This window comes from Brucella sp., assembly GCF_032066345.1.
Lineage (GTDB): Bacteria > Pseudomonadota > Alphaproteobacteria > Rhizobiales > Rhizobiaceae > Brucella > Brucella pseudogrignonensis.
On the sequence record NZ_DAMBKZ010000001.1, the window covers coordinates 201,665 to 223,582 of the forward strand.

Genomic DNA, 21,918 nt, shown 5'->3' on the forward strand with positions numbered 1-21,918 from the left:
AGCATTTTTTAAAACACAGATAATTAATTCAATTTTGTTTTCGTAAAAAACTTCAATATTTTAGATCGGTTGCTGCTTAAGAAATATAATTGCCGAATTAGCATAGCCTATGCTCTCGTTTTTGCCCATTATTGCAGCAAAACTACCTGTGTATATTGTGAGTGTTCGTCGAAAAATCGTCTGAAACTGCAGGTGGTGGGAGCAATCTTGCAGAAATTGTGGCATGGATTACGCTTCAGAAGCCTCAAAATGTTGTTTGGAGCCTTTCATGAGTCGCCTTTTTCTACTCCGTCATGCCAAGGCAATTTGGGCCAAGCCCGCGATGAAAGACTTCGACAGGCCGCTGGATGAGGAAGGTATTTCCTCACTGGACCAGTTGGCACAAGCTATGAAGATGTCTGGTATTTTGCCTGACAGGGTTGTGCTCTCCGCCTCCTGTCGGACACGCGAAACGGCGTTTGGGCTTATTGAGCGGCTTGGTATTGATGTTGAAACCGTTGTCGATGAAACAATCTATAGCGGTGGCGCAGGTGAATACATGAAGGCCATCAAGAACAATGCCGCCTCCGATCAACTCATGCTTGTTGGGCATAATCCCAGCATAGAAGATTTGGCTTTGGCGCTATGTGGCGACGGTGAACCTTCGAGCCTTTCGCGTCTTGAAGCTGGCTTTCCTACCGCTGCTCTTGCGACAATAACCTTCGATGGGCCGCTATCGGAAATCGCGCGTGATCGTGGTTTTCTGGAGAATTTTCCTTTGCCGCGTTAAGAGGCTTCATCATTCTATCTGCGGCCTCCTTGTTGATACGGCTCATGAATTCCTATCTATGGCTGTGACAGGACGTAATTCTCACGAGGAAACAATTGGCAAAACTGACCAGTTTCGGCGATGAAGCAAGGATCGCGCTCGACACGCTGACAGACCGAGCCACAGGCTTGATGTCTCCGTCGCTGAGATTGGGGGTAACAGGGCTTTCTCGCGCTGGTAAAACGGTTTTCATCACGGCTCTGGTGCATAATATGGTGCATGGCGGTCGCCTGCCCCTGTTTGAAGCTTACAAATCGGGACGCATCTCGCGTTCCATGCTTGAGCCGCAGCCCGATGATGCAGTTCCGCGTTTTCAATATGAAGAGCATCTTTCGGCACTGCTTGATGAACGTATCTGGCCAGATTCTACGCGCGCCATTTCACAGCTACGTCTGACAATCGAATATGAAACAGCTTCTGCCTGGGGACGCTGGCTATCACCGGGGCGACTTTCGGTAGATATTGTCGACTATCCCGGCGAATGGCTGCTTGATCTGCCATTGCTGGGCAAAACCTATAGTGAGTTCAGTACAGACTCCTTCGCTCTGGCTCATGAGCCGACGCATATCGATCTTGCTCAAGCTTGGATTAATGAAGCAAAAGCAATTGTTCCCTCTGAAAACGCAGATGAGCTGACAGCGCAAAGGCTGGCCAAAAGCTTCACTGCCTATCTGCGCGCAGGCAAAGCTGATGAGCGTGCGCTCTCCACTCTCCCTCCGGGGCGCTTTTTGATGCCTGGCGATCTTGAAGGTTCGCCAGCACTTACTTTTGCCCCTCTGCCCGACCTTAAACCTGAAGATTTTAAAACCGGCAGTCTGGCCGCAATGATGGAGCGTCGCTATGAGGCCTATAAGACGCATGTGATCAAACCATTTTTTCGGGAACATATCGCGCGGCTTGATCGACAGATTATCCTGATCGATGCCATGCAGGCCATGAATGCCGGTGGCGCTGTGGTTGCCGATCTTGAGCGTGCGCTGACCGATATTCTCTCCTGCTTCCGGCCTGGGCGGGCAAGTCTGCTGACCGGGCTCATTCAGCGGCGTATCGGACGCATCCTGGTTGCTGCTACAAAGGCCGATCATCTTCACCACGAAAGCCACGACCGGTTGCAGGCAATCGTTCGCCGCCTTGTCGAGCGGGCGATTGAACGCGCTGATTTTTCGGGTGCCGATATCGACGTATTGGCTATGGCGGCTGTCCGCGCCACGCGTGAGGCGACAGTAAAGGAAGGCAAGGATACCTTGCCTGTCATTATCGGAACACCGCTGAAAGGCGAGCGTATTGACGCTGAAATATTCGACGGTGAAACAGAAACAGCTATATTTCCCGGTGATTTACCAAAAAATCCTAATGTAATATTCGAACCATCGCTTTCGAGTGATGAACCAGCCATTCGATTTGTTCGTTTCCGGCCTCCGCGGCTGGAGCGCACGGCGGAAGGCATAACGCTTTCGTTGCCGCATATTCGGCTTGATCGTGCATTGCAGTTTCTAATCGGGGATCGTCTGGCATGAGTGAACAGCCTCCACGCAAACCCGCAGCATTTACCGTTCAAAAGCCGACGGAGACAATTTCGCCCTCTGGAGCACCGAATGATGCGCCGCGCCGCCCGCGTGCGGTTACCGATCTTGAGAAGGTCATTCCCGAGGTCGATGTCTTCGCCCTGACTGATGAAGAGGCTGCAGAGCTGGAAGTTCTGGACCCTTCATTTGAAGCTCCGCCTCGCCGGCGTTGGTCGTTGAGCAAAATATTGTTTGGTGCGTTGGGCATCCTTGTTTCATTTGCGATCGGCATCTGGACCGAAGATCTCATTCAGGCGCTTTTTACGCGCGCAGACTGGCTCGGCTGGACAGCGCTTGGCGTTGCAATGATTGCGCTTGCTTCTTTCATCGCCATCATCGTGCGCGAGCTTATCGCATTAAGACGGCTCGCCTCTGTTCAACATTTGCGCAAAGATGCGGCCGATGCAGCGGAACGTGATGATATGGCCGCTGCGCGAAAGGCGGTCGATGAATTACGGACAATAGCGGCCAGCTTGCCGGAAACCGCTCGCGGCCGTCAGATGCTTGATGGACTGACTGATGAAATCATCGATGGCCGTAATCTTATTCGTCTTGCCGAAACGGAAATTTTGAAACCACTTGATCGCGAGGCACGCGCACTCATTCTCAATGCTTCCAAGCGTGTTTCCATCGTAACAGCTATCAGCCCGCGGGCTCTTGTCGATATTGGCTATGTGATCTTTGAATCTGCACGCCTTATACGCCGCTTGTCACAGCTCTATGGTGGCCGTCCCGGCACTTTGGGCTTTCTCAAGCTTGCGCGACGTGTCGTAGCGCATTTGGCCGTTACCGGTACGATTGCCATGGGAGATAGCGTTATCCAGCAGCTGATAGGTCATGGTCTGGCATCGCGTCTTTCGGCAAAACTGGGTGAAGGCGTGGTCAATGGCCTAATGACTGCGCGTATCGGGATTGCAGCGATGGACGTTGTACGCCCCTTCCCGTTCAATGCTGAAAAACGTCCCGGCGTAGGCGACTTTATTGGTGATATTGCCCGCATCAATGGTGAAAAGGTCAACAAGCCGACTGACCGAAAATAATGAGCTCTTCCCAATAATCTCTGTGACTTCAGCCGCCATGAAAACGAAGCGTTAACCATTCGAAACGATTATAAGCTTCACTATCAGGTGCTCGAATCTGTGATCCTTGCGCCAACAAAACACCCTGACGTTCGGTTGCGGAGTGTTTGTAGATCATCTATTGGAATGGTGCCTAGCGGTCGAGATTCCGGGACAGAGCTGAATATGAAAAACTACATCGCTGCATGCCTTACGCTACTGCCCGCATCGCTTTTTGCTGCGCCAGCTCTGGCTGCAGACAAGGATGAACAGTTTTTTCAGACGATTGAAGGCCAATGGTCCGGTCCGGGCGAAATTGTTGCCGGAAAATACAAGGGCACAAAATTTGTCTGCACTCTCGCAGGCACTACCCCTGACAATGCAGTTGGTATGACGCTTGATGGTTCTTGCCGCGTTGGTGTTTTCTCTCAGCCTATGAAGGCAACCGTGACGCGCGTCGGCTCCAACTATTCGGGCAAGTTTAATGACGGCGCTGAAGGTAAAGGCCTCAACGTTACCTCTGGCTCCGTAACCGGCAACAAGGTAGTTCTCGGTCTTAACCGAAAAGAGCTCAATGGCGCGATGCTTGCTCGCGTTGCCGACAAGAACACTATGAATGTGACTGTTTCGGTCCGCGTAGAGAAGGAACTTGTTCCGGTCATCGGTATGAGCCTCAAGCGTATCGATAATATCGCTGTTGGCAGCATCGCCAAAAATTAAGCGGCTCTGTGTAAAAATAAGGGATTAGAGCGGTTACAATCTAATCCAGCCACCAGCCCGCATCAGTGCGGGCTTTTTCTATTTCAAAAGTGGCACAGGCCTTTTCCCACTCCGAAACAGTTTTACCCGCAATCTGAAGTGACGGCGCAATATCATTGAGCGGCACGAGCACAAATGCGCGCTCCTGAATACGCGGGTGTGGAAGCTCCAGTGCAGGTTCGTTCATGATAATCGCCTCGCCTGCATCATCCTGCATCGCGAGAATATCAATGTCGATGATGCGCGGCCCCCATCGCTCCAGCCGAACGCGTTTGAGCGAGCGCTCTACATCAAGACAGGTATCGATGAGCTGAAGTGGCGCAAGTGCGGTTTCGATCTGTGCACAGGCATTGTGAAACCAGGCCTGATCGGTCTTTCCCCATGGCGGTGTGCGATAGACCTGAGAAACCGCGATAACATTCGTATCGGTGCGCGCATCAAGGAGTTTCAGCGCCTTGGCCATCGAAGCGACAGGATCATCGATATTGCCGCCAAGCCCAAGCCAGGCGCGATAAGGCAAAGCAATGCTCATCAGCGTGGATAAACCACCGTTACTTCAACATGATCAAGCACGCCTGGAACTGGTGCGTTAGGCTTGCGAATGGTGATTTCAGCACGTTTGATCTGCGGGAAACGCGCAGTCAGTGCCTTGCCGACATCAAGTGCCAATGTTTCAATGAGATAGCGCTGGCTGCCGGTGATGATGTCCTGAATGACTGTGAAGGCGATGCCGTAGTGGACCGTGCCTTCAATGTCGTCATTTTCAAGCGAGTCACCCGGATCGACATCCAGGATAGCATCAACGTAGAAACGCTGACCAAGTTTATGTTCTTCGTCAAAGACGCCGTGATGCGCGAAAAATGCGCAGTTCATGATGCGGATGGTGTACACGGCTCTGTTTCCTATTAATTCTTTAATCTGCTTTGCAGGATAGCATCGGCAACTGCAAGTGCGTCCCTATTAAAAGCGACATTGTGAACACGGAAGATGTCGGCTCCTGCCAATCGCATTGCAACCGACGTTGCAGCCGTTCCGATATCCCGCATCAATGGATCAGCCTGTTCTGTGATCGCACCAATGAAACGTTTGCGCGACGTTCCCACCAATAGAGGATAGCTGAAACGCTGCAATTCTTCCATGCGTGCCATCAAAGCGATGTCTTCATCCTTGTTTTTGCCAAAACCAAAGCCCGGATCAAGCACGATACTGCCAGCATCAATACCTGCCCTGCTCGCAATTTCCAGAGATACATCGAGAAAGGCGAACTGATCGGCAATCACATCGGGGTCGGTATTTCTATCGCGGCTCGTATGCATGATGACCAGTCCGGCACCTGTATCTTTCGCAACCTGAGCGATTTCCGGTTCTCGCTGAAGCCCCCATACATCATTGACGATATGGGCGCCCGCCTCTACCGCAAGCCTAGCTGTTGATGCGCGATAGGTATCGATCGAGATTATGCAGCCAAACTCTTTCGCAAGCGCACGTATGACTGGAACAACGCGTGCGGCTTCTGTTTCGGCATCAACTAAAGCAGCACCAGGGCGAGTCGATTCCCCTCCGACGTCGATAATCGTTGCGCCATCGTCCAGCATGGTTTTCGCAACAATCAATGCCTTATCCAGATCATTGTGATGTCCACCATCGGAAAATGAATCCGGTGTGACGTTTAAAATGCCCATAATGACAGATTTTGCGCCCAATTGGAGGTTACGACCATGGGCAAGTTGCCATTGTTTTATCATTGAAGAATATTCCAATTGTCTTTTCTGTCGGACTTTATGCAGCCAAACGGGCGATATGGCGTTTATTGATGGTCGTTATAGTTCTCTTGACGATTGCATGCCATGTTGCACATCAGTGAATGTACGAGTTTCTTTCTGGTTTTATGAAGAGGTGCCAGAACATGTCCTTTAAAAAACGAGTTCTGGCTTTGGGCTTAGCCCTCGCTGTTGTTGCTCCACAGGCAGAAGCTGCCTCCATTTTCCGGACGTTCAGCTATTATAATGTCAACGGGAAGACAGCTGCAAATCTCGACAAGGCACTGTCGCGCAGTGGCCCGTTTCTCAAGAAGACCGGTCAGCATCATCCTGGCGCTGCAGAAATCCGCTTCGATGCGAAGGTACGCTATGGGCGTGCTACGGGTGATCGCGCCTGCAAGGTTCAGGGCGTTTATGTGAATGTTCATGCAAAAGTCATGCTGCCGCGCTGGAAACAGCGCCGCAAGGCTGGCCCTGAACTCGCATTAATCTGGGATACTTTGTATCAGGATATTCGTCGTCACGAGGAAAGCCATATCGTTATCGCGCGCAGCCATGCGAGTGAAATGGAGCGTCAGATACGCTCATTGCGGAGCCGAACAGACTGCGCCACGTTGCGTGCAGACATCGATAAGGTGACGGAACGGCTTATGGCAGCGCATGATAAAGCGCAGGAGCGTTTTGATCGTGTTGAGACGATCAACTTTGAACGACGCTTTGAGCGTCTTTTGACTTATCGACTTGAGAAAATGACCCAGTAACGCCGGGGTCTATTTAGCTTGTTGCAAATTTTTCCTGATGGCTTGTGTCATCAGGGCAGCCTCGTGGAAACCTGAAAGAATGAGTTTCAGTTTTCCGGGGTAGTGGCAAACATCGCCAATCGCATAGATTTTTGGCTGCGACGTGCGAAACGTTTCAGTATTCACGACAATTGAATTGCCGAAACGCTGAAGATCCAATGCGGCAAGCGGATCGGGGCGAACGATCTGGCCTTCTGAGGTAAATGCCCCAAGGCCCGAAGCAATCACCAGGCATTTTGAACTGAATATTGTTCCGGTGGCCGTTTTGAGCTGAATACCGTTTTCACTAGCTGAAACGTCGATCACAAGCTGATCGAATTCAAAGGCAGGCTTGTAAGGCGCTATTTGGGTCAATAGTCGCTCAATAAGCTCTTCACCCATGATCTTTGCAAAAGCTGGAACATCGAAAATGGGCTTTTCAGCATAAAGCGCCGTACACTGACCGCCTGCTCGGCTCGCTGAATCAAACAAACGGCACGTAAGGCCAAACAGGCCCAACTGAAAAACTGAAAAAAGAGCGACAGGCCCGGTGCCGATGATAGCGATGTCTGAATGACGTTCGACTTCCATCTGCGCTCCCTAATGTATCGCCGCTCTTTCCTTTTATTCTAGTTCTGGCGCTCAGGCACCTTAACGACAAGGCCGTCGATCTCATCGCTTACACGGATCTGGCACGAAAGACGTGAGTTTGGCTGCACTTCATAAGCGAAATCCAGCATGTCTTCTTCCATCGCATCCGGACCGCCAACAGTTTCAGTCCAGTCTTCATCCACATAGACATGGCATGTGGCACAGGCGCAGGCACCGCCGCATTCAGCATCAATGCCGGGAATGCCGTTGCGAATGGCTGCTTCCATCACGCTCGATCCATTATCGGCTTCGACTTCAGTTCGCGAAGCGCCGTCAGCGGACACGAAGATAATTTTTGTCATTGTCAGTTCCTGCGCACCTTACACGGCGCTATTGATAGCTTTTGTTCCGACTTCCTTGAAGGAAACAACAGGCTTCTTGAATATCTTGCTGAGGCAGATACGGTGTAATGGGTTCAAGTTCAACCATTGCAGCGCTTTGGACGGAAAACTGCGCCAAAATGCCGTTCCTTTTCAACGTTCCTGCCCTAGATCACCTATTTGGACAAGAGCTCTTGCTGCATGGGTGATATAGGCATTATCATCAAGTTGGAATTATCAGTCCGTGTAGCGTTATTTTTTTGCCGCATGAATCAAACTATTGGTAGAATAAAAATAACAGCTCTCTTTTAACGTGCATTTTTGTTAACGATTTGTAGCAGATGCATTATAGTGGTTTGTCGTTTCGGTTTGATTTCCACAGAATGATCGTTAACTTGAAAACGCCGGAAAACCGGCATTTTTTTAAACTGAACCCTTTTTTGTTAACCTTGTATTTAAAGTTTTAGACATCCGGCGCGGGCGCCTATTTCCTTAACAAGCCTGAGCCGATACGATGAAAAATGGCGGAGTAAGTTTTGTAACGGCTCTATGTTGATCCGGCCGTCGCAGTAATGAGTACGAGGTAGGCAAGGCTATGGCTTCTAAATCCAAGGCGCAAAAGCTCGACCACGAGGTTGAACAGGCACTTGAACAGGCACTCGACATCGATTTCGGTGACGATTTCGATATTGATATGGACCTGAGTGCAATTGACGAAGAATTCTCCGTCGATGACCTTGAAGAGCAGATTTCGCGTGCGGCCGAAGAACTGGTCGCAGAGCAGAACACGAAAGTGGTCGAAGCCGCGAAAGTCTCTCCTGTAAACATTACCACCGAAGGAACAGCGAAGGCGGAAACGATTTCTACCGTTTCAGTCATTGCAAGCCCTGCTGCGCCACCTGTGCCTCCAGTCGTCAGTGCAGTACTTCCATCCGCCACGCCGGAAGCCGCTAACACTGCATCAAAGCCAGTCAACAAAGCCAAGGCGCCAGTTCAGGACGCAGCACCAAAAGCTGCAACAGCTCCTGTTTCTCCTGCGCCATCCGTTGTAGCCGCCACGCCTGCCGCCGCTCTTACGCCTGCCAACGACGATTCGCGCAATGGCAGAGCCGTTGCTGCAGCACCGCGTCGCATTACCGAACGCTCGTCCAAGCTTTTCTGGACAACGACTGCCATAAGCGTCCTTTGGGCCGCCGGCGGCGTTGCGATCAGCAAGGCAATCAGCCCTGATGTGTTCTCCAGCCTTCAGGCAACCAAAGACTTTTTCACATCCCCTGCCGGTCTCGGCGTAACAGCTGGCGTGGCGCTGCCCGTCATCATGTTCTGGGGCTTTGCGCATCTGGTGCGTCGTGCGCAGGAAATGCACGTTGCAGCACGTAGCATGTCGGAAGCAGCGCTCAAGCTTTTGCAGCCTGAAGCCGCTGCAGGCGACCGCGTTTCCACGCTGAGCCAGGCTGTTCGCCGCGAAGTTGCAGCGATGAACGAAGGCATCGAGCGCACGCTCGCACGCGCTGTCGAACTTGAAACACTCGTTCAATCCGAAGTTAATCAGCTTGAACGCGCTTATAGCGACAACGAAGTGCGCATTCGCTCGCTTGTCAGCGATCTGGGCAATGAGCGCGAAGCTGTTGTCAGCCATGCCGAACGCGTTCGCTCTTCCATTACTGGCGCTCATGAGCAGCTCAAGGAAGAATTGTCGAGCGCTGCCAATATCATACGCGATAATGTTGTATCTGCATCTCAGCAGCTCAGCTCGCTTCTCGGCGATTCTGGCGAACGTCTGATCGGCAGCATCAACGAAAGCGGCGGCGCAATTGCTGACGCCATTGAAAAGCGTACCGGCGATATTGCAACACGCATCACGACTTCCGGCGAAGCTTTTGCAAGCGAACTGGATACACGTATTGCGACGCTCGATCAGCAGTCGCGTGAAATTTCGGAACGCGTAAGCTCGGCGCTTGATGAGCGTACGGCTGGCATCGCAACTCTGCTTGGCGGCGCCACGCAGTCGATGGTCAGCGAGTTCGACGCACGTCTGACCCAGCTCGACACAACGCTGAACGAACGTGGCCGCTCGCTCCTTTCCGAGTTTGAAACACGCGCCCATGCACTTGATAGCAGCACTGAAAAGCTGAACGCGGCTCTTGAAACCCGTTCGCGTCAGATCAACGAAAATCTCATTGCACGTACTCGTGAAATTGCAGAAACCTTCTCTGGTGGCCGCAATGCACTGAGCGCCATGATCGATGAAACGAAGACCAAGATCAGCGATGATCTGACTTCGATCAGCGAAAGCGTTGGTAACGTTCTCAACGAGAAGGCTTCGGCTTTTGCTGGCAAGCTTGCAGAAAGCCGCGATGTTCTGGCGTCTTCGCTTGAAGGTGAAACTGAACGCGTTTCAGCGGTTATCCGTGGCCATGCTGATACGCTTGCCGCACGCACAAGCGATATCGAAAACGCAATTAACAACAGCGCTTCGGCTCTGGATTCGGCTGCTGAGCGGCACGCGGCTATTCTTGCTGACAGAACAAGTGTTCTTCAGGAAGAAATGGCAAACAGCGCTTCGCGCCTCGATGCGACCTTCGCAGATCACTCGCGTTCGCTGGAAGAGCGTGCAGCCTCTCTGCAGGGTGTCATCGCTGGCAATCAGGCAATGCTTGCTCAGCTGATGGATGAACGTACAAGTGTATTGCGTGATAATTTCAACGAAAATCGTGAACTGATCGCTCGTACATTTGATGAACGGGTCAATTCGCTGCAGTCCCTTATTGCTGACAATCAGCAGGAGCTGGCACGCGTATTCGACGAACGCTCGCAGACGCTTAGCGAAACAATCGGCGCAAGCCGTTCTGCCTTTGAAGCAACGTTCAATGATCACGTTCAGCACGTCGAAGAACGCACGAGTGGACTGCGCTCGGTTCTCAACGATCACAACAGCGCCCTCGTCCATATCCTTGATGGGCATGAACAGACGATTGAAGGCCGCACCGCTGCAATCCGCGAAACTCTGACTGAAAGCACTGCGTCGCTCAGCCAGACCCTTCAGGATCATGGCGATATCCTTTCGCAGCGCACGACCAATCTGCACAACGCGATTGAGAACAGCAGCGATGCGATCAGCCGCGCTTTCGAAGGCCAGACCGGCATTATCGAAGAACGCACACAGACCATGGAAAAGGCGCTTTCGATTGGCGTCGACAATGTTCGTCGCGCACTCGAACAGAGTGCTGGTGTCGTCGCAGGCTCGCTGCGTGAGAAGATCACGGAAGCAGCCAGCACGCTTTCTGCTGAAGCAGCGAAGGCTGGTCAGGCTCTCGACGGCTTTGGTCAGAGCTTCAGCGCCGATCTCATTGCGAACCTCTCCGGCACTGAAGAACGCCTCGGCGAACGCGCAAATGCGATTGCAGAACGTCTGTCGCAGATCGAAAGCAGCATTGCTGATACCGCAACCAAGACAAGCGATACGCTTGCTGGTCACAGTGAAGCATTTGCCGCAAGCGTTGCCGATAATCTGGCTGGCACAGAAGCTCGCCTGAATGAACGTGCAAGCGCGATTGCCGGCGGTCTCGAAGCCATTGAAAGCCGCCTCACCGGTGAACTTTCGGCGATTGAAGCCCGTATCGCAGACACTGCTACCAAAACCAGTGAAACACTGGCCGGTCATAGCGAAGCATTCTCTTCAAGTGTTACGGAAAATCTTTCCGGCACTGAAGCGCGCCTTGCTGAACGCGCAGATGCCATTGCAACGCGCCTCGGCGACATCGGTTCGCGCATCACGATGGAACTTGGTTCGGTTGAAGCCCGTATCGCTCAAGTTACCGATACGACTGCCGTTACGCTTGAAGAACGTACCCGTGAGCTGAATGCTGTCCTCGCTGCACGTTCACAGGAAATCACGCAGATCCTCAATGATACTGCTGAACCGCTTGTACAGCGTCTTGCAGATAGCGGTCGCGGCCTTGCTCAGCAGCTTGAAGAAGCAACCCATGCAGCAACTGACCGTCTTCGTTCGGAAAATGCAGCACTGGTCAACGCATTGGCCAGCCGTACGGCTGAGACAATTGCTGCTGTTCAGCAGGCGAAGTCTGGCCTTTCGGACAATGTCAGCGAACTGATCGACCGCCTCGCCGCTTCAAACGGTGAACTCGGCAAGCTGATCGACGCTGCTGCCCGCAACCTGACAGACATTGATGGTCGTCTCGTTGAAACAACCAGCAGCTTCGTTGAAAACGCAAACCGCGCTGCACAGATGTTCCAGGCTTCGACCGGTCTCATCGACAACAACATCGGAACGCTGCGTGCGCTTTCGGATGGTACCCTGTCGCAGATCGCTGATATTGCGGAACGCTTTGAAGAACACGGCAAGGTTCTCTCGTCTGCTTCAGACATGATCAACTCGGCTCAGAATGGCCTTGCAGGTACTCTTGAAGATCGTCACCTGGCGCTCGACAAGCTAGCTTCCGGTCTGGTTGAAAAGTCGGAAGGCATCGAGAAGCTGATGCAGTCGTTTGAAACGGTTGTTGCATCTGCCTTCCAGCGTGCTGAAGGACAGACTCGCGTTTCTGCTGAAAAGATGCGCGAAAGCGTTTCCGAGATCGTGGAACAGGCTTCGCAGAAGTTCTCGGCTGCCACCGACGATATCCGTCGCACAGCTTCGGAAATTCGCAGCGAACTCGACACAACCCGTGGCGAGCTCAAGCGTGGCGTTCTCGACATGCCTGCAGAAGCGAAAGAAACGACGAGTGCCATGCGCAAAGCGGTTGGCGAGCAGATCAATGCTCTCAAGGAGCTTGCTGAAATCGTCAACAAGTCAGGACGTCTGGTCGATGTTGGCGAAAGCCGTGCAGGCCGCTCGGTTTCCCGCCCGGTTCAGACCCAGCGCGCTGCTCCAGCTCCGACACCAGTCCAAGCTCCTGTCGCACCACGCCCACAGGCTCAGGCACCACAGGCTGATGTTGCAGTCCGTAGCCGCCCTGTAGAGGCACCAAAGGCCGCTCAGCCTGCGCAATCGGCTGAAAAGCCACGCGGTTGGGTTTCGGACCTTCTGGCTCGCGCCTCCCGTGACGATGAAGCTGCAGCGCCATCGCAGCCGCAGTCGACACAGGCTCCGCGTTCACCGAGCCACGTCGTTGAATCGCTCAACTCGCTTTCGGTCGATATTGCTCGTGCAATCGATCATGAAGCATCGGTTGAGCTCTGGGACCGCTACCGCCGTGGCGAACGCAATGTCTTCACCCGTCGTCTTTACACGCTGAAGGGTCAGCAGACATTTGACGACATCAAGCGTAAGTATCAGACAGATGGTGAATTCCGCCGCGCCGTAGACCGTTACATGGACGACTTCCAGCGCCTGCTTGAAGACGTTGCACGCAACGATCGCGATAACATGGTCACACAGACCTATCTCACGTCGGATACCGGCAAGGTTTACACCATGCTCGCTCACGCAAGCGGACGTCTGCGCTAATCGCGGACCATATAGTATGAAAGAAAAACGCGGCTCTCGGGCCGCGTTTTTTGTTTTGGAATGAAGACGGATTATCGAAGCTGCACGTCGCGAACTATCGAAACCGAGCAACAGAGTGAAACGAGTTCAAGGTGGAGCAAACCGGGATGAATAATCAGTTCATTGGACTGATTACACGCAAATCCCCGGCTCCGACGTTTCCGCGTCATGCACTAGAGCGTGTCGCGCTTAGTCGCACCCATGGCGCTCGCTCCAGATACTGTTAGTTGTCGCATGTTCGCGAACGCTAAATGAATCCATTTAGCTGCAACATGCTTTAGGCTGGCACGAAAAAAGCAGGCCGGAGATTATCCGACCTGCTTTGGAGTGTGTTTCGATTTGATTTGATTGGATTAGATCGACGCCCTAAGCCTTTTTATTTGAAGCATAATCTTATCGATCCTCGATTCACCCCGATAGGATTATGCTTTGACTTTAGACGCGTTCTGAAATGATTAGAGCGACGATATCGTCCAGCCCACGACCTCGCTTACAGTCCGATCAAACGCAGCGTCCAGTGCTTTGACATAGGCGCTGTTTGTCGCGCCACTGACCGGAACGGATGAGCGGAACACGCGCGTTGAGCGTACTTCACCATTCTTGTCATTCATCAGCTTCACGGCAAGCTCTACGACTGCAACACGCTGTCCACCGTAGACCTGAACGCCGAACATGCGCAGATCGGTGAGTATCTGATAATTGATTGCCAAGCCGTCGCCAGGACGGCCTACACCACCAAAGACACCCGTATTTTCATAGGCCTGCACAATTCGCGACTGAACGATATTCGTCAGGCGGTCGCCCCATTGTGCGCCCTTCAGATATTCGATTGAGCCCGGTGAAGAGCTGATAACGATATTTTCGCTGTCGAGGGCTTTCAACGCCGTAGGAGTCGGTATCAGCAATTGAATGCTCTTCCGGCTAGGGGAAGAAACATTGGGCTGCGGTGCCGAAAGGTTGAAAGTGTCGAGAGGCGTTGTCGTTCCACAGCCTGCGAGAAGGCCCACAACGAGTGCAGACACAGCAGAAGCTTTGATGAGCGAGCGGCGTGATTTCATATCAACGGAACCGATTCTGGAAATCAATGACGCGCCCTCCCGTTATACTGCGGTACGTTACCTTGTCCGCCGAAAATCAGACGCTGCGGATTGCGTTCGAGATCTGTAATTGCCTGTTCAATACGCTGGATCGAACGACGGCTGTCAACCACAACCGACTGAACATCGCGCAGACCTTGGCCTGAAAAACGCTGCAGATTGTCTGCAATCGGTCCGAGACGCTTGTCGAGATTGGTTGAGGTCTGACGGATTGATTCAAGCGTGGCTTTTGCCTGCGCTACAACGCCATCCTTGTCGTCGCTAGACAGAAGCTTATCAGCCTTGGCCATAATACCTTCAACGCGCACGGATGCTGCATTCAAGCGGGCCATCATATCTTTTGCATCTGTGATGATCTGATTGATGTTGCCAGTATTGGAACCAAGTTCTTCAATCACATCGGCATTCTTCGCCAGCGCGTCTGTGAAAGTCTTGGTGTTCTTGATCGTGTCAGTCAGAGGGCCGCGCGCATCTTTTGCAAAGCCTTCCAATTCGCCCAAAACACTGTTCGCACGGGCAAAGATGTCCTGTGCAGTGGCGAGTAGATTGTTGATTGAGGACGGATCGGCGTCGATACGCGCAACCGTGTCTTCCTTTGCAGCTTCGGTCAGTAGATTGGGTTCATCCAGACGCCCGCCCTTCAATTCGATGTAAGCCTGGCCTGTAAGACCCTGAAAACCGAGCGTAGCGGCAGTTGAGCGTGTGATCGGCGTTGTAGCATTAACGCGCGTCTGCACGATCACCATGCCGGGATTGGTCTCATCGAGATGCAGGCGGCGCACATCACCAACCTTGATACCGTTAAACAACACCTGACTACCGATGCTGAGGCCCGTTACCGAACCCGGAATGCGCACATCAAGAGCAACCGAATCCCTCGCTTCACCGAAGCGGGCGATCCAGTACACGAAACCGAACGCCAGTAGACTGACGATCAGCGTGAACACTCCTACCAGTACGTAATTGGCTCTCGTTTCCATACCTTATCCAGTCTGCAAGCGGCTACCCGGCCGCCGTCTGCTTGGCGCCGAAGTGTCAATCTGGCGCGCGCGCTTGCCTTGAAAATAGGATTTAACCCATGGATCGTCTACAGTCAGCATGTCTTCAATGGAACCGCTAACCAACACTTTTTTGTTGCCCAAAACTGCAATGCGATCGCAAATCGCAAACAGACTGTCGAGGTCGTGGGTGACCATATAGACAGTCAGTCCCATTGTATCGCGAAGGTTCGCAATCAGCTCGTCAAAGTCTGCTGCACCGATTGGATCAAGACCCGAAGTCGGCTCATCAAGGAAGACGATATCGGGATCAAGAGCCAGTGCGCGGGCTAGAGCTGCGCGCTTGATCATGCCGCCTGAAAGCTCTGACGGGAATTTCTCAGCTGTATCCGGTTTCAGTCCCACCAGATCGATCTTCAAACGCGCAAGCTCATCCATAAGCTTTGGTGAAAGATCGAGATATTCACGCATCGGCACCTGAATGTTTTCCAGGACATTCAGCGCTGAGAAAAGCGCACCATGCTGGAAGAGAACACCCATGCGCATATCGATGGCCATTTTCTCGACGTCGCCCAGACGATCGATGTTTTTGCCCAATATCTCTATATCTCCAGACTGCTTCTTATTCAGTCCGAGAATTGTGCGCATAAGCACCGACTTACCGGAACCGGACGGTCCGATGAAGCCCAGCACCTCGCCCTTGTATATATCAAGCGACAGCTTATCGAGAACAGGAGCACGACCGCCGAAAGAAACAGTAACATCACGCACCGATATGATCGGCACGGGCGCCTGATTGCTTTCCTCGTCGTGTGATTGTGGCTGCTGATCGATACTGCTCTCCATACCTATTCTTTATCCGAGCTTGCTCTGAGACTGAACCGCAAGCGAGAATCTCAAGTCTGATTTATCTCTGACTGTGTCCGAAATAGCCCATAAAAACAACGGATCGTCACACTTTTAAAAATCAATAGCGGCATAGAACATGGCAAACATGCCATCTACTACGATTACGACAAAGATCGCTTTGACCACAGAAGCAGTAACGCGACGCCCAAGCGATTCTGCGCTGCCGCCGACCTTCATGCCTTCAACCGAGGCGAGAATGCCAATGATCATTGCCATAAACGGCGCTTTAATGAGGCCAGCGAAATATGTATTGAGCGCCACTGCATCATGCAGACGGCTGATAAAAGCTTCCGGTGAAATATTTGAGTAAAACCAGGCAACGCCTGCAGCACCAATCAAAGCCGCAAGATCGGCGATGATTGTCAGCAGCGGCAGAACGACGACGAGTGCCACAAGACGCGGAAACACCAAAACGCCGACCGGATTAAGACCGATAACCGTAAGCGCGTCTGTTTCCTCGCGCATTTTCATCGAACCAATTTCAGCGGTAATCGCACTTCCTGAGCGGCCAGCAATCATGATGGCGGTCAACAAGACACCCAGTTCGCGCAGTACAAGAATACCGACCAGATCGACAACAAAGATTTCAGCGCCAAAATAGCGGAGCTGAAAGGCACCCTGCTGTGCGATAATCGCACCAACAATCGTCGACATAAGTATAATGATCGGAATAGCACCAACGCCCATACGATCCATCTGTGTGACGATAGCCGGGATAGGAATACCACTGCCGCGACCAGCTTTCAGCTGAGCTCCACGGATGGTAGCGCCAAGAATATGCATGGCCATTTTGAAATCGTCATAGATCGAGACGACGCCTCGGCCCAGCGATTCCAGCATACGAATAATGACGAATGGCTTTTTGACTTGCGGCACATCAAGCGTACGCTCGACGGCATTACCGACCTCTTCCATAAGCGGAAGCCAGGCGGGCTTAACACCCTCAAGACGAACATCGATATTTTGTGACTTCAGCCTCTGACGCAGACGCTCTATGAGCCATGCACCAGCCGTGTCGAGGCCCGCCACGTCAGTCGCATCTATGATGACTGCCTGCGAACCGCCAACTTTTTCAAGCTCGCGCATTTTCTTGTCAACGAAGTTGACGCTTTGGGAAACCCAGCGTCCACTCAGGCTAACAAGACGCGCGCCATCGTGCTCGGCCAAATCAATCTTTGGCGCGACATTGGCAGCAGTACTTGCTTTGTCGGCAGTGTCGGTCAACATGGCCTAACCTCATACACGAGTCGTTGCACGACCGAAATACTGCGTCCTAAAGGGCATATCCATGCACAATAGCTTGAAAATCATTCATGAACGCTATCCCATCGCCGGGAAATTCACAATCTCCCGCGGCTCGAAGACTGAAGCCGCAGTGATCGTATGCGAGATCGGGCATAATGGCCTATTGGGGCGCGGCGAATGCGTTCCATACGCACGTTATGGCGAATCAATTGAGAGCGTAAGCGAACAGATTGAAGCCGTGCGCTCCGCTATTGAAAGCGGTGCCACACGTCAGGATATTCAGACGATCATGCCGGCAGGTGCAGCCCGCAATGCGGTTGATTGTGCAATGTGGGATTTGGAAGCCAAACTCTCTGGCAAGAGTGTCGCCAATACACTTGGCACACCGACGCGGGCGCTGGAAACCGCCATTACAGTGTCGCTCGGAACGCCCGAAGAAATGGCAGAATCGACCGCGAAGGTCGCGCATTACCCTCTAATCAAAGTGAAAATGGGCGGCGACAACGATATCGAGCGTATTCACGCAGTTGCCAATGCGGCGCCAAACAGCCGCATCATTATCGATGCAAATGAAGGCTGGACTGAAGATAATATCGAAGAAAATATGGCTGCCGCAGCCAAAGCAGGCGTGGTTCTGATTGAACAGCCCCTGCCCGCCGGTAAAGATGATATTCTAAGCCGCATCGAACGCCCGGTGATTATATGCGCCGATGAAAGCGTTCATACGTCTGTCGGGTTGGAGGATCTCGCCAAGCGCTATGATGCCGTGAATATCAAGCTCGATAAGGCTGGTGGCCTGACCGAAGGTTTGATTATGCGCGAAAAGGCTACGTCGCTCGGACTTCAAATCATGGTTGGCTGTATGGTTGGTACATCGCTTGGCATGGCGCCTGCCGTTTTGCTTGCGCAGAAAGCCGATGTCGTTGATCTGGACGGTCCGCTGTTATTGGCACAGGACCGTGATCCGGGACTGCGCTATGACGGGGCATTGGTTTATCCGCCAGAGGCGACTGTCTGGGGTTGATTCTCGGTTCTGCTGAAAGGTTGTGCGACACTCTTCGTTGACGACAGAACGTTTTCGAAGATGTCCGCACAGGCTTCCCATGTGAAAGGCTTGAGCACTTCAGCGGGATCAAAGGCTGGCATTTCAAGTGCCGCAATGCATGCTTCATGCAAATCTTCGGACAAAACCCCCGCTCCTGTTGCGCCCACAACATCGGATGATCCCGGTACGGGAAATGCCGCCACAGGCAGGCCCGACGAAATGGCTTCCAGCAGAACGAGGCCAAACGTGTCGGTTCTGCTCGGAAACACAAACACATCCGCCGATGCATAGACACGCGCGAGGTCTTTGCCCTCTTTCTTGCCAATGAAAACGGTTTCAGGAAAACGGGTTTTCAAATCGTCGAGTGCCGGACCGTCACCGACGATCAATTTCGTTCCCGGCAGTTTCAACTCCAGAAATGCTGGCAGGTTCTTTTCTGTAGCGACGCGTCCGACGCAGATAAAGACCGGCTGCGGCAGGTCCCTTTTAACATCGTCGCGTGGATGAAAAAGCGTGCGATCAACACCGCGGGTCCAAAGCTCCAGCCCTGTAAAACCACGTCCATGCAAATCGTCGAGGATTGATTGGGTTGGAACAAGTGTATGCGACGCCGCATTATGAAAGCGGCGCAAGAACGCATAAGTCCACTTTGGCGGAATTGGAAACCTGTCCTGAAGATATTCAGGAAAGCGGGTGTGAAAGCTTGTTGTAAAGCTCCAACCCATTTTAAGACATGCACGCCGCGCCATGAAGCCCAGCGGACCTTCGGTGGCGATATGCACATAGTCCGGCTGCAATTTCACGAGCCGTCGGCGGAAGGCTGATGGGGTCGTCATGGCCAGACGAATTTCGGGATATGTCGGACAAGGTACCGAGCGGTAATCCTGTGGAGAGATGACAATCACCTCATAGCCACGTTCGGTCATCAGTTCACAGCATTTCGCCAGCGTTCTCACAACGCCATTTACTTGTGGATGCCAGGCGTCTGTTACGATGACCAGTTTCTTCATCTGCTGCCATTCACCGCTTTGCGGGCTGCTCTCGGAAGCCTGATTATTCTTCCACCTGCATTTGCGTCTTGCACAGCAGGGAGTGATGGTTTCTGGCCCAGACGCTCAGTCCATTCGAGCAATTCCATACGTCCATCGAAATGCTCGACAACCGCTGTGCAGCTTTCTACCCAATCGCCGGTGTTGATATATTCAACGCCATTCATCTTCTCGATGGTCGCATGATGGATGTGGCCGCAGATAACACCATCGACGCCGATGCGTTGCGCTTCTTCTGAAACCACGTCTTCAAACTTGCCGATGAAGTTGACCGCTTTCTTGACGCGGAATTTTGCCCAAGCCGAAAACGACCAGTAACGCAGACCAAACATTGCACGCACGCGGCTCATGATCGTGTTGATCCAGATGGCCGTATCGTAAGCCCAGTCACCAAGATATGCGATGAAACGAGCATTGCGCACCACAACATCGAACTGATCGCCGTGAATGACGAGGAATTTACGTCCGTCCGCCGCTTCATGAATAGCGCGGTTCATCACTTCGATGCCGCCAAAATGCGTACCCTGAAAATTGCGCAGGAACTCATCGTGGTTGCCGGCAATATAAATGATTGTCGCGCCCTTGCGGCTTTTGCGCAGAAGCTTCTGCACAACATCGTTGTGCTCCTGTGGCCAATGCCAGTTGCGTCGCAGACGCCAGCCATCAACGATATCACCAACCAGATAGATCGTTTCAGCATCATGGCAACGCAGGAAGTCCAGCAAAAGTTCGGCCTGAGCCGCTTTGGAGCCAAGATGCACGTCAGAAATAAACAGAGTGCGGTATTTCTTTGACTCAGTCTGTTCATCGCTCATTTGGTTGTCCTTCCGATGGCAACCCGGATTTGAGCGCAGAAAACCCGATTCATGTCACAGACATATGACGGTTAAAAAAGAGACGCAAAGCCAATAACTTCGCGTCTCTCAAATAGAATTTTCAATATATCTGAATGTTTATCTCAGGGGCTGAGATCAAATATGTCGAAGTAAAACTAAGTGACTGTATCAATTTTGGGACCAACATAGATCGACTGTGGACGAATAAGTTTGTTCTCTTTTATTTGTTCACGGCAGTGTGCAACCCAACCCAATGTTCGCCCCATGGCAAATACGGAGGTGAAAGCTGCGCGAGGGATATCAAGCTGTTCAAGCAGTAAAGCCGTATAATATTCGACATTGGTTGACAGCATTCGTTCCGGCTTATGCTTATTCAGCACAGCGATTGCTGCAGTTTCCACCGCTTCAGCCAAATGCAGCCTGTCTTTGTTAGCGTTTTTGCTCTCTATAATGCGATGAAGCGCAGCTTTGATTACATCGGCCCGGGGATCACGAATGCGGTAAATCCGATGACCAAAACCCATTATGCGCTCACCTTTGGAAACAGTCCTATCCAGCCAAACTTCTGCATTCTTGGCATTTCCAATCGCGTCCAACATATCAAGCACAGGAGCAGGTGCTCCGCCGTGAAGTGGGCCTTTCAAAGCGCCGATTGCGGCCAGAATTGATGACGTCATCCCCGCTTGTGTCGAAGCAACCACACGGGCAGCGAAGGTCGATGCATTCAAACCGTGATCAGAAACAGATACGAGGTAGCTGTTGAGGGCCTGAACATCAATTTCCTCCGGCATCCTGACATTCATCATACGCAGAAAATCGACGCTATGCGGAAGAGAAGGATCGGGAGACAGCATCTGTCGTCCACGTTTCATACGCATAATGGCAGGAGTGAAAACAGCCGGAGCTGCAACCATATAAAGAGCGGCTGTAAGGTCATCTCCGTCGGGGATTCTGGCCATCAGCGCACGCACGACTTCTATCGGCGGCAGTTCAAGCAACACATCGTCTATTGCATCGGTGTGATGAAAAATCTGAGCACGAGCCTCACCGAGCGCACGCTGAAGTTCCTCCCCCTTGGGAAGATCATCAAACAAGCCATCCCATAGAAGCTCAATACAATCCTCAAAACTGGTATGAGGAACAAGATTATCGAGCGATCGCCCACGAATGATGAGTTTTCCCGAAAGACCATCGACATCCGACAAGACGGTTTCGGCGACGACAATATTTTCAAGGCCACTGCGCATGACACATATATCCTAGTCTGTTTACTGAATTTTACTAAGTATAAGCCTCCAAAAATTAAACGAAACAGTGCTATATAGTTAGCTATTAAAGTAATTTCTTATATAAATTATCCCAGATAATGAGGGACACAAATTTTCAAAATCGAAGCGATATTCCCGGTAAAATTAAGGTCGCAATTATTTGAGTGGTAAAAAAGCGCGGAACAGGTGGACATTTCCGCGCGTCAACCAAAATCCGGTTGATTGCGACATTGGCTTGGTGGCATGTCTGTTGCCATAAAAGAAG

At 52.1% G+C, this 21,918-nt stretch carries 19 protein-coding genes; 7 read left to right on the forward strand and 12 right to left on the reverse strand.

Translation table 11 applies throughout. The features are described 5' to 3' along the window. Positions 1 to 268: 268 nt before the first annotated feature. The 4 genes from RT142_RS01025 (at position 269) to RT142_RS01040 (ending at position 4,151) form a co-directional block, all read left to right on the forward strand. Positions 269 to 769, forward strand: a complete 501-nt coding sequence (locus RT142_RS01025; protein WP_007874974.1) for a SixA phosphatase family protein — start codon at positions 269 to 271, stop codon at positions 767 to 769. Between the two features lie 95 nt (positions 770 to 864). Then, positions 865 to 2,325, forward strand: a complete 1,461-nt coding sequence (locus RT142_RS01030) for a YcjX family protein (RefSeq protein WP_112804781.1) — start codon at positions 865 to 867, stop codon at positions 2,323 to 2,325. After that, on the forward strand, positions 2,322 to 3,413 hold the full coding sequence (locus tag RT142_RS01035; protein WP_112804783.1) for a YcjF family protein: 1,092 nt from the start codon (positions 2,322 to 2,324) through the stop codon (positions 3,411 to 3,413). The genes RT142_RS01030 and RT142_RS01035 overlap by 4 nt, the downstream gene beginning before the upstream one ends. Positions 3,414 to 3,617: 204 nt before the next feature. Beyond that, on the forward strand, positions 3,618 to 4,151 hold the full coding sequence (locus RT142_RS01040) for a hypothetical protein (RefSeq protein ID WP_007874968.1): 534 nt from the start codon (positions 3,618 to 3,620) through the stop codon (positions 4,149 to 4,151). Between the two features lie 40 nt (positions 4,152 to 4,191). Here RT142_RS01040 and folK read toward each other — a convergent pair whose 3' ends face one another. From folK to folP, 3 genes are read right to left on the reverse strand one after another with little or no spacing between them, the layout of a single operon-like run. Beyond that, complete coding sequence (gene folK / locus RT142_RS01045; protein ID WP_007874967.1) at positions 4,192 to 4,722, reverse strand: 2-amino-4-hydroxy-6-hydroxymethyldihydropteridine diphosphokinase; 531 nt, start codon at positions 4,720 to 4,722, stop codon at positions 4,192 to 4,194. Then, entirely contained in the window at positions 4,722 to 5,081 is a 360-nt protein-coding gene (folB, locus tag RT142_RS01050; protein WP_007874966.1) for a dihydroneopterin aldolase, read from the reverse strand. The genes folK and folB overlap by 1 nt, the downstream gene beginning before the upstream one ends. Positions 5,082 to 5,095: 14 nt before the next feature. Continuing rightward, positions 5,096 to 5,935: a dihydropteroate synthase gene (gene folP, locus RT142_RS01055; protein ID WP_112804786.1), complete on the reverse strand. Its 840-nt coding sequence runs from the start codon at positions 5,933 to 5,935 to the stop codon at positions 5,096 to 5,098. Between the two features lie 161 nt (positions 5,936 to 6,096). Here folP and RT142_RS01060 point away from each other — a divergent pair, with 161 nt between their 5' ends. Continuing rightward, a complete protein-coding gene (locus RT142_RS01060; RefSeq protein WP_313026574.1) occupies positions 6,097 to 6,711 on the forward strand; it encodes a DUF922 domain-containing protein in 615 nt (204 codons plus the stop codon). A 9-nt stretch (positions 6,712 to 6,720) separates the two neighbouring features. Here RT142_RS01060 and RT142_RS01065 read toward each other — a convergent pair whose 3' ends face one another. Both RT142_RS01065 and RT142_RS01070 read right to left on the reverse strand, forming a co-directional pair. Next, positions 6,721 to 7,131, reverse strand: coding sequence for an FAD-dependent oxidoreductase (locus RT142_RS01065; protein WP_313026576.1), 411 nt, complete (start codon positions 7,129 to 7,131; stop codon positions 6,721 to 6,723). A gap of 227 nt (positions 7,132 to 7,358) precedes the next feature. Beyond that, a complete protein-coding gene (locus tag RT142_RS01070; RefSeq protein WP_007874958.1) occupies positions 7,359 to 7,682 on the reverse strand; it encodes a 2Fe-2S iron-sulfur cluster-binding protein in 324 nt (107 codons plus the stop codon). Positions 7,683 to 9,177: 1,495 nt separating this feature from the next. Between RT142_RS01070 and RT142_RS01075 the strand changes: the two genes are divergently transcribed. Next, positions 9,178 to 13,167 (forward strand): kinesin, encoded by a 3,990-nt coding sequence (locus RT142_RS01075; protein ID WP_409558558.1) that lies wholly within the window; start codon positions 9,178 to 9,180, stop codon positions 13,165 to 13,167. A 494-nt stretch (positions 13,168 to 13,661) separates the two neighbouring features. Here RT142_RS01075 and RT142_RS01080 read toward each other — a convergent pair whose 3' ends face one another. From RT142_RS01080 to RT142_RS01095, 4 genes are all read right to left on the reverse strand, one after another. Next, positions 13,662 to 14,264 carry an ABC-type transport auxiliary lipoprotein family protein gene (locus RT142_RS01080; protein WP_407976340.1) on the reverse strand — a complete coding sequence of 201 codons (603 nt, stop codon included), beginning with the start codon at positions 14,262 to 14,264 and terminating at the stop codon, positions 13,662 to 13,664. A 23-nt stretch (positions 14,265 to 14,287) separates the two neighbouring features. Continuing rightward, entirely contained in the window at positions 14,288 to 15,283 is a 996-nt protein-coding gene (locus RT142_RS01085; protein ID WP_064320612.1) for an MlaD family protein, read from the reverse strand. 3 nt (positions 15,284 to 15,286) lie between these two features. Next, complete coding sequence (locus RT142_RS01090) at positions 15,287 to 16,147, reverse strand: ABC transporter ATP-binding protein (protein ID WP_007874947.1); 861 nt, start codon at positions 16,145 to 16,147, stop codon at positions 15,287 to 15,289. Between the two features lie 114 nt (positions 16,148 to 16,261). Then, positions 16,262 to 17,437 carry an ABC transporter permease gene (locus RT142_RS01095; protein ID WP_064320610.1) on the reverse strand — a complete coding sequence of 392 codons (1,176 nt, stop codon included), beginning with the start codon at positions 17,435 to 17,437 and terminating at the stop codon, positions 16,262 to 16,264. A gap of 61 nt (positions 17,438 to 17,498) precedes the next feature. Between RT142_RS01095 and dgcA the strand changes: the two genes are divergently transcribed. Then, the gene (dgcA, locus tag RT142_RS01100; RefSeq protein ID WP_313026583.1) at positions 17,499 to 18,479 is read left to right on the forward strand and encodes an N-acetyl-D-Glu racemase DgcA; all 981 of its coding nucleotides are present in this window, start codon (positions 17,499 to 17,501) and stop codon (positions 18,477 to 18,479) included. On the opposite strand, the gene RT142_RS01105 is transcribed toward dgcA, so the two are convergent. The 3 genes from RT142_RS01105 to RT142_RS01115 all read right to left on the reverse strand — a co-directional run bounded on the left by RT142_RS01105 (position 18,449) and on the right by RT142_RS01115 (position 21,632). After that, positions 18,449 to 19,510: a glycosyltransferase family 1 protein gene (locus RT142_RS01105; protein ID WP_313026585.1), complete on the reverse strand. Its 1,062-nt coding sequence runs from the start codon at positions 19,508 to 19,510 to the stop codon at positions 18,449 to 18,451. The genes dgcA and RT142_RS01105 overlap by 31 nt on opposite strands. Then, entirely contained in the window at positions 19,507 to 20,364 is an 858-nt protein-coding gene (locus tag RT142_RS01110) for a UDP-2,3-diacylglucosamine diphosphatase (RefSeq protein ID WP_105518513.1), read from the reverse strand. The genes RT142_RS01105 and RT142_RS01110 overlap by 4 nt, the downstream gene beginning before the upstream one ends. A 176-nt stretch (positions 20,365 to 20,540) precedes the next feature. Continuing rightward, positions 20,541 to 21,632 (reverse strand): citrate synthase/methylcitrate synthase, encoded by a 1,092-nt coding sequence (locus tag RT142_RS01115; RefSeq protein ID WP_112804794.1) that lies wholly within the window; start codon positions 21,630 to 21,632, stop codon positions 20,541 to 20,543. Between the last annotated feature and the right edge of the window lie 286 nt (positions 21,633 to 21,918).

What these genes read in the sequence shown, in the direction of transcription:
- RT142_RS01060 (WP_313026574.1), top strand. Translation starts at nt 6,097, where the DNA reads ATGTCCTTTAAAAAACGAGTTCTGGCTTTGGGCTTAGCCCTCGCTGTT.
- RT142_RS01065 (WP_313026576.1), bottom strand. Translation starts at nt 7,131, where the DNA reads ATGGGTGAAGAGCTTATTGAGCGACTATTGACCCAAATAGCGCCTTAC.
- RT142_RS01105 (WP_313026585.1), bottom strand. Translation starts at nt 19,510, where the DNA reads ATGAAGAAACTGGTCATCGTAACAGACGCCTGGCATCCACAAGTAAAT.
- folK (WP_007874967.1), bottom strand. Translation starts at nt 4,722, where the DNA reads ATGAGCATTGCTTTGCCTTATCGCGCCTGGCTTGGGCTTGGCGGCAAT.
- RT142_RS01090 (WP_007874947.1), bottom strand. Translation starts at nt 16,147, where the DNA reads ATGGAGAGCAGTATCGATCAGCAGCCACAATCACACGACGAGGAAAGC.
- RT142_RS01080 (WP_407976340.1), bottom strand. Translation starts at nt 14,264, where the DNA reads ATGAAATCACGCCGCTCGCTCATCAAAGCTTCTGCTGTGTCTGCACTC.
- RT142_RS01095 (WP_064320610.1), bottom strand. Translation starts at nt 17,437, where the DNA reads ATGTTGACCGACACTGCCGACAAAGCAAGTACTGCTGCCAATGTCGCG.
- RT142_RS01070 (WP_007874958.1), bottom strand. Translation starts at nt 7,682, where the DNA reads ATGACAAAAATTATCTTCGTGTCCGCTGACGGCGCTTCGCGAACTGAA.
- RT142_RS01040 (WP_007874968.1), top strand. Translation starts at nt 3,618, where the DNA reads ATGAAAAACTACATCGCTGCATGCCTTACGCTACTGCCCGCATCGCTT.
- RT142_RS01035 (WP_112804783.1), top strand. Translation starts at nt 2,322, where the DNA reads ATGAGTGAACAGCCTCCACGCAAACCCGCAGCATTTACCGTTCAAAAG.
- RT142_RS01115 (WP_112804794.1), bottom strand. Translation starts at nt 21,632, where the DNA reads ATGCGCAGTGGCCTTGAAAATATTGTCGTCGCCGAAACCGTCTTGTCG.
- RT142_RS01025 (WP_007874974.1), top strand. Translation starts at nt 269, where the DNA reads ATGAGTCGCCTTTTTCTACTCCGTCATGCCAAGGCAATTTGGGCCAAG.
- RT142_RS01085 (WP_064320612.1), bottom strand. Translation starts at nt 15,283, where the DNA reads ATGGAAACGAGAGCCAATTACGTACTGGTAGGAGTGTTCACGCTGATC.
- RT142_RS01110 (WP_105518513.1), bottom strand. Translation starts at nt 20,364, where the DNA reads ATGAGCGATGAACAGACTGAGTCAAAGAAATACCGCACTCTGTTTATT.
- RT142_RS01075 (WP_409558558.1), top strand. Translation starts at nt 9,178, where the DNA reads ATGAACGAAGGCATCGAGCGCACGCTCGCACGCGCTGTCGAACTTGAA.
- folP (WP_112804786.1), bottom strand. Translation starts at nt 5,935, where the DNA reads ATGATAAAACAATGGCAACTTGCCCATGGTCGTAACCTCCAATTGGGC.
- dgcA (WP_313026583.1), top strand. Translation starts at nt 17,499, where the DNA reads ATGCACAATAGCTTGAAAATCATTCATGAACGCTATCCCATCGCCGGG.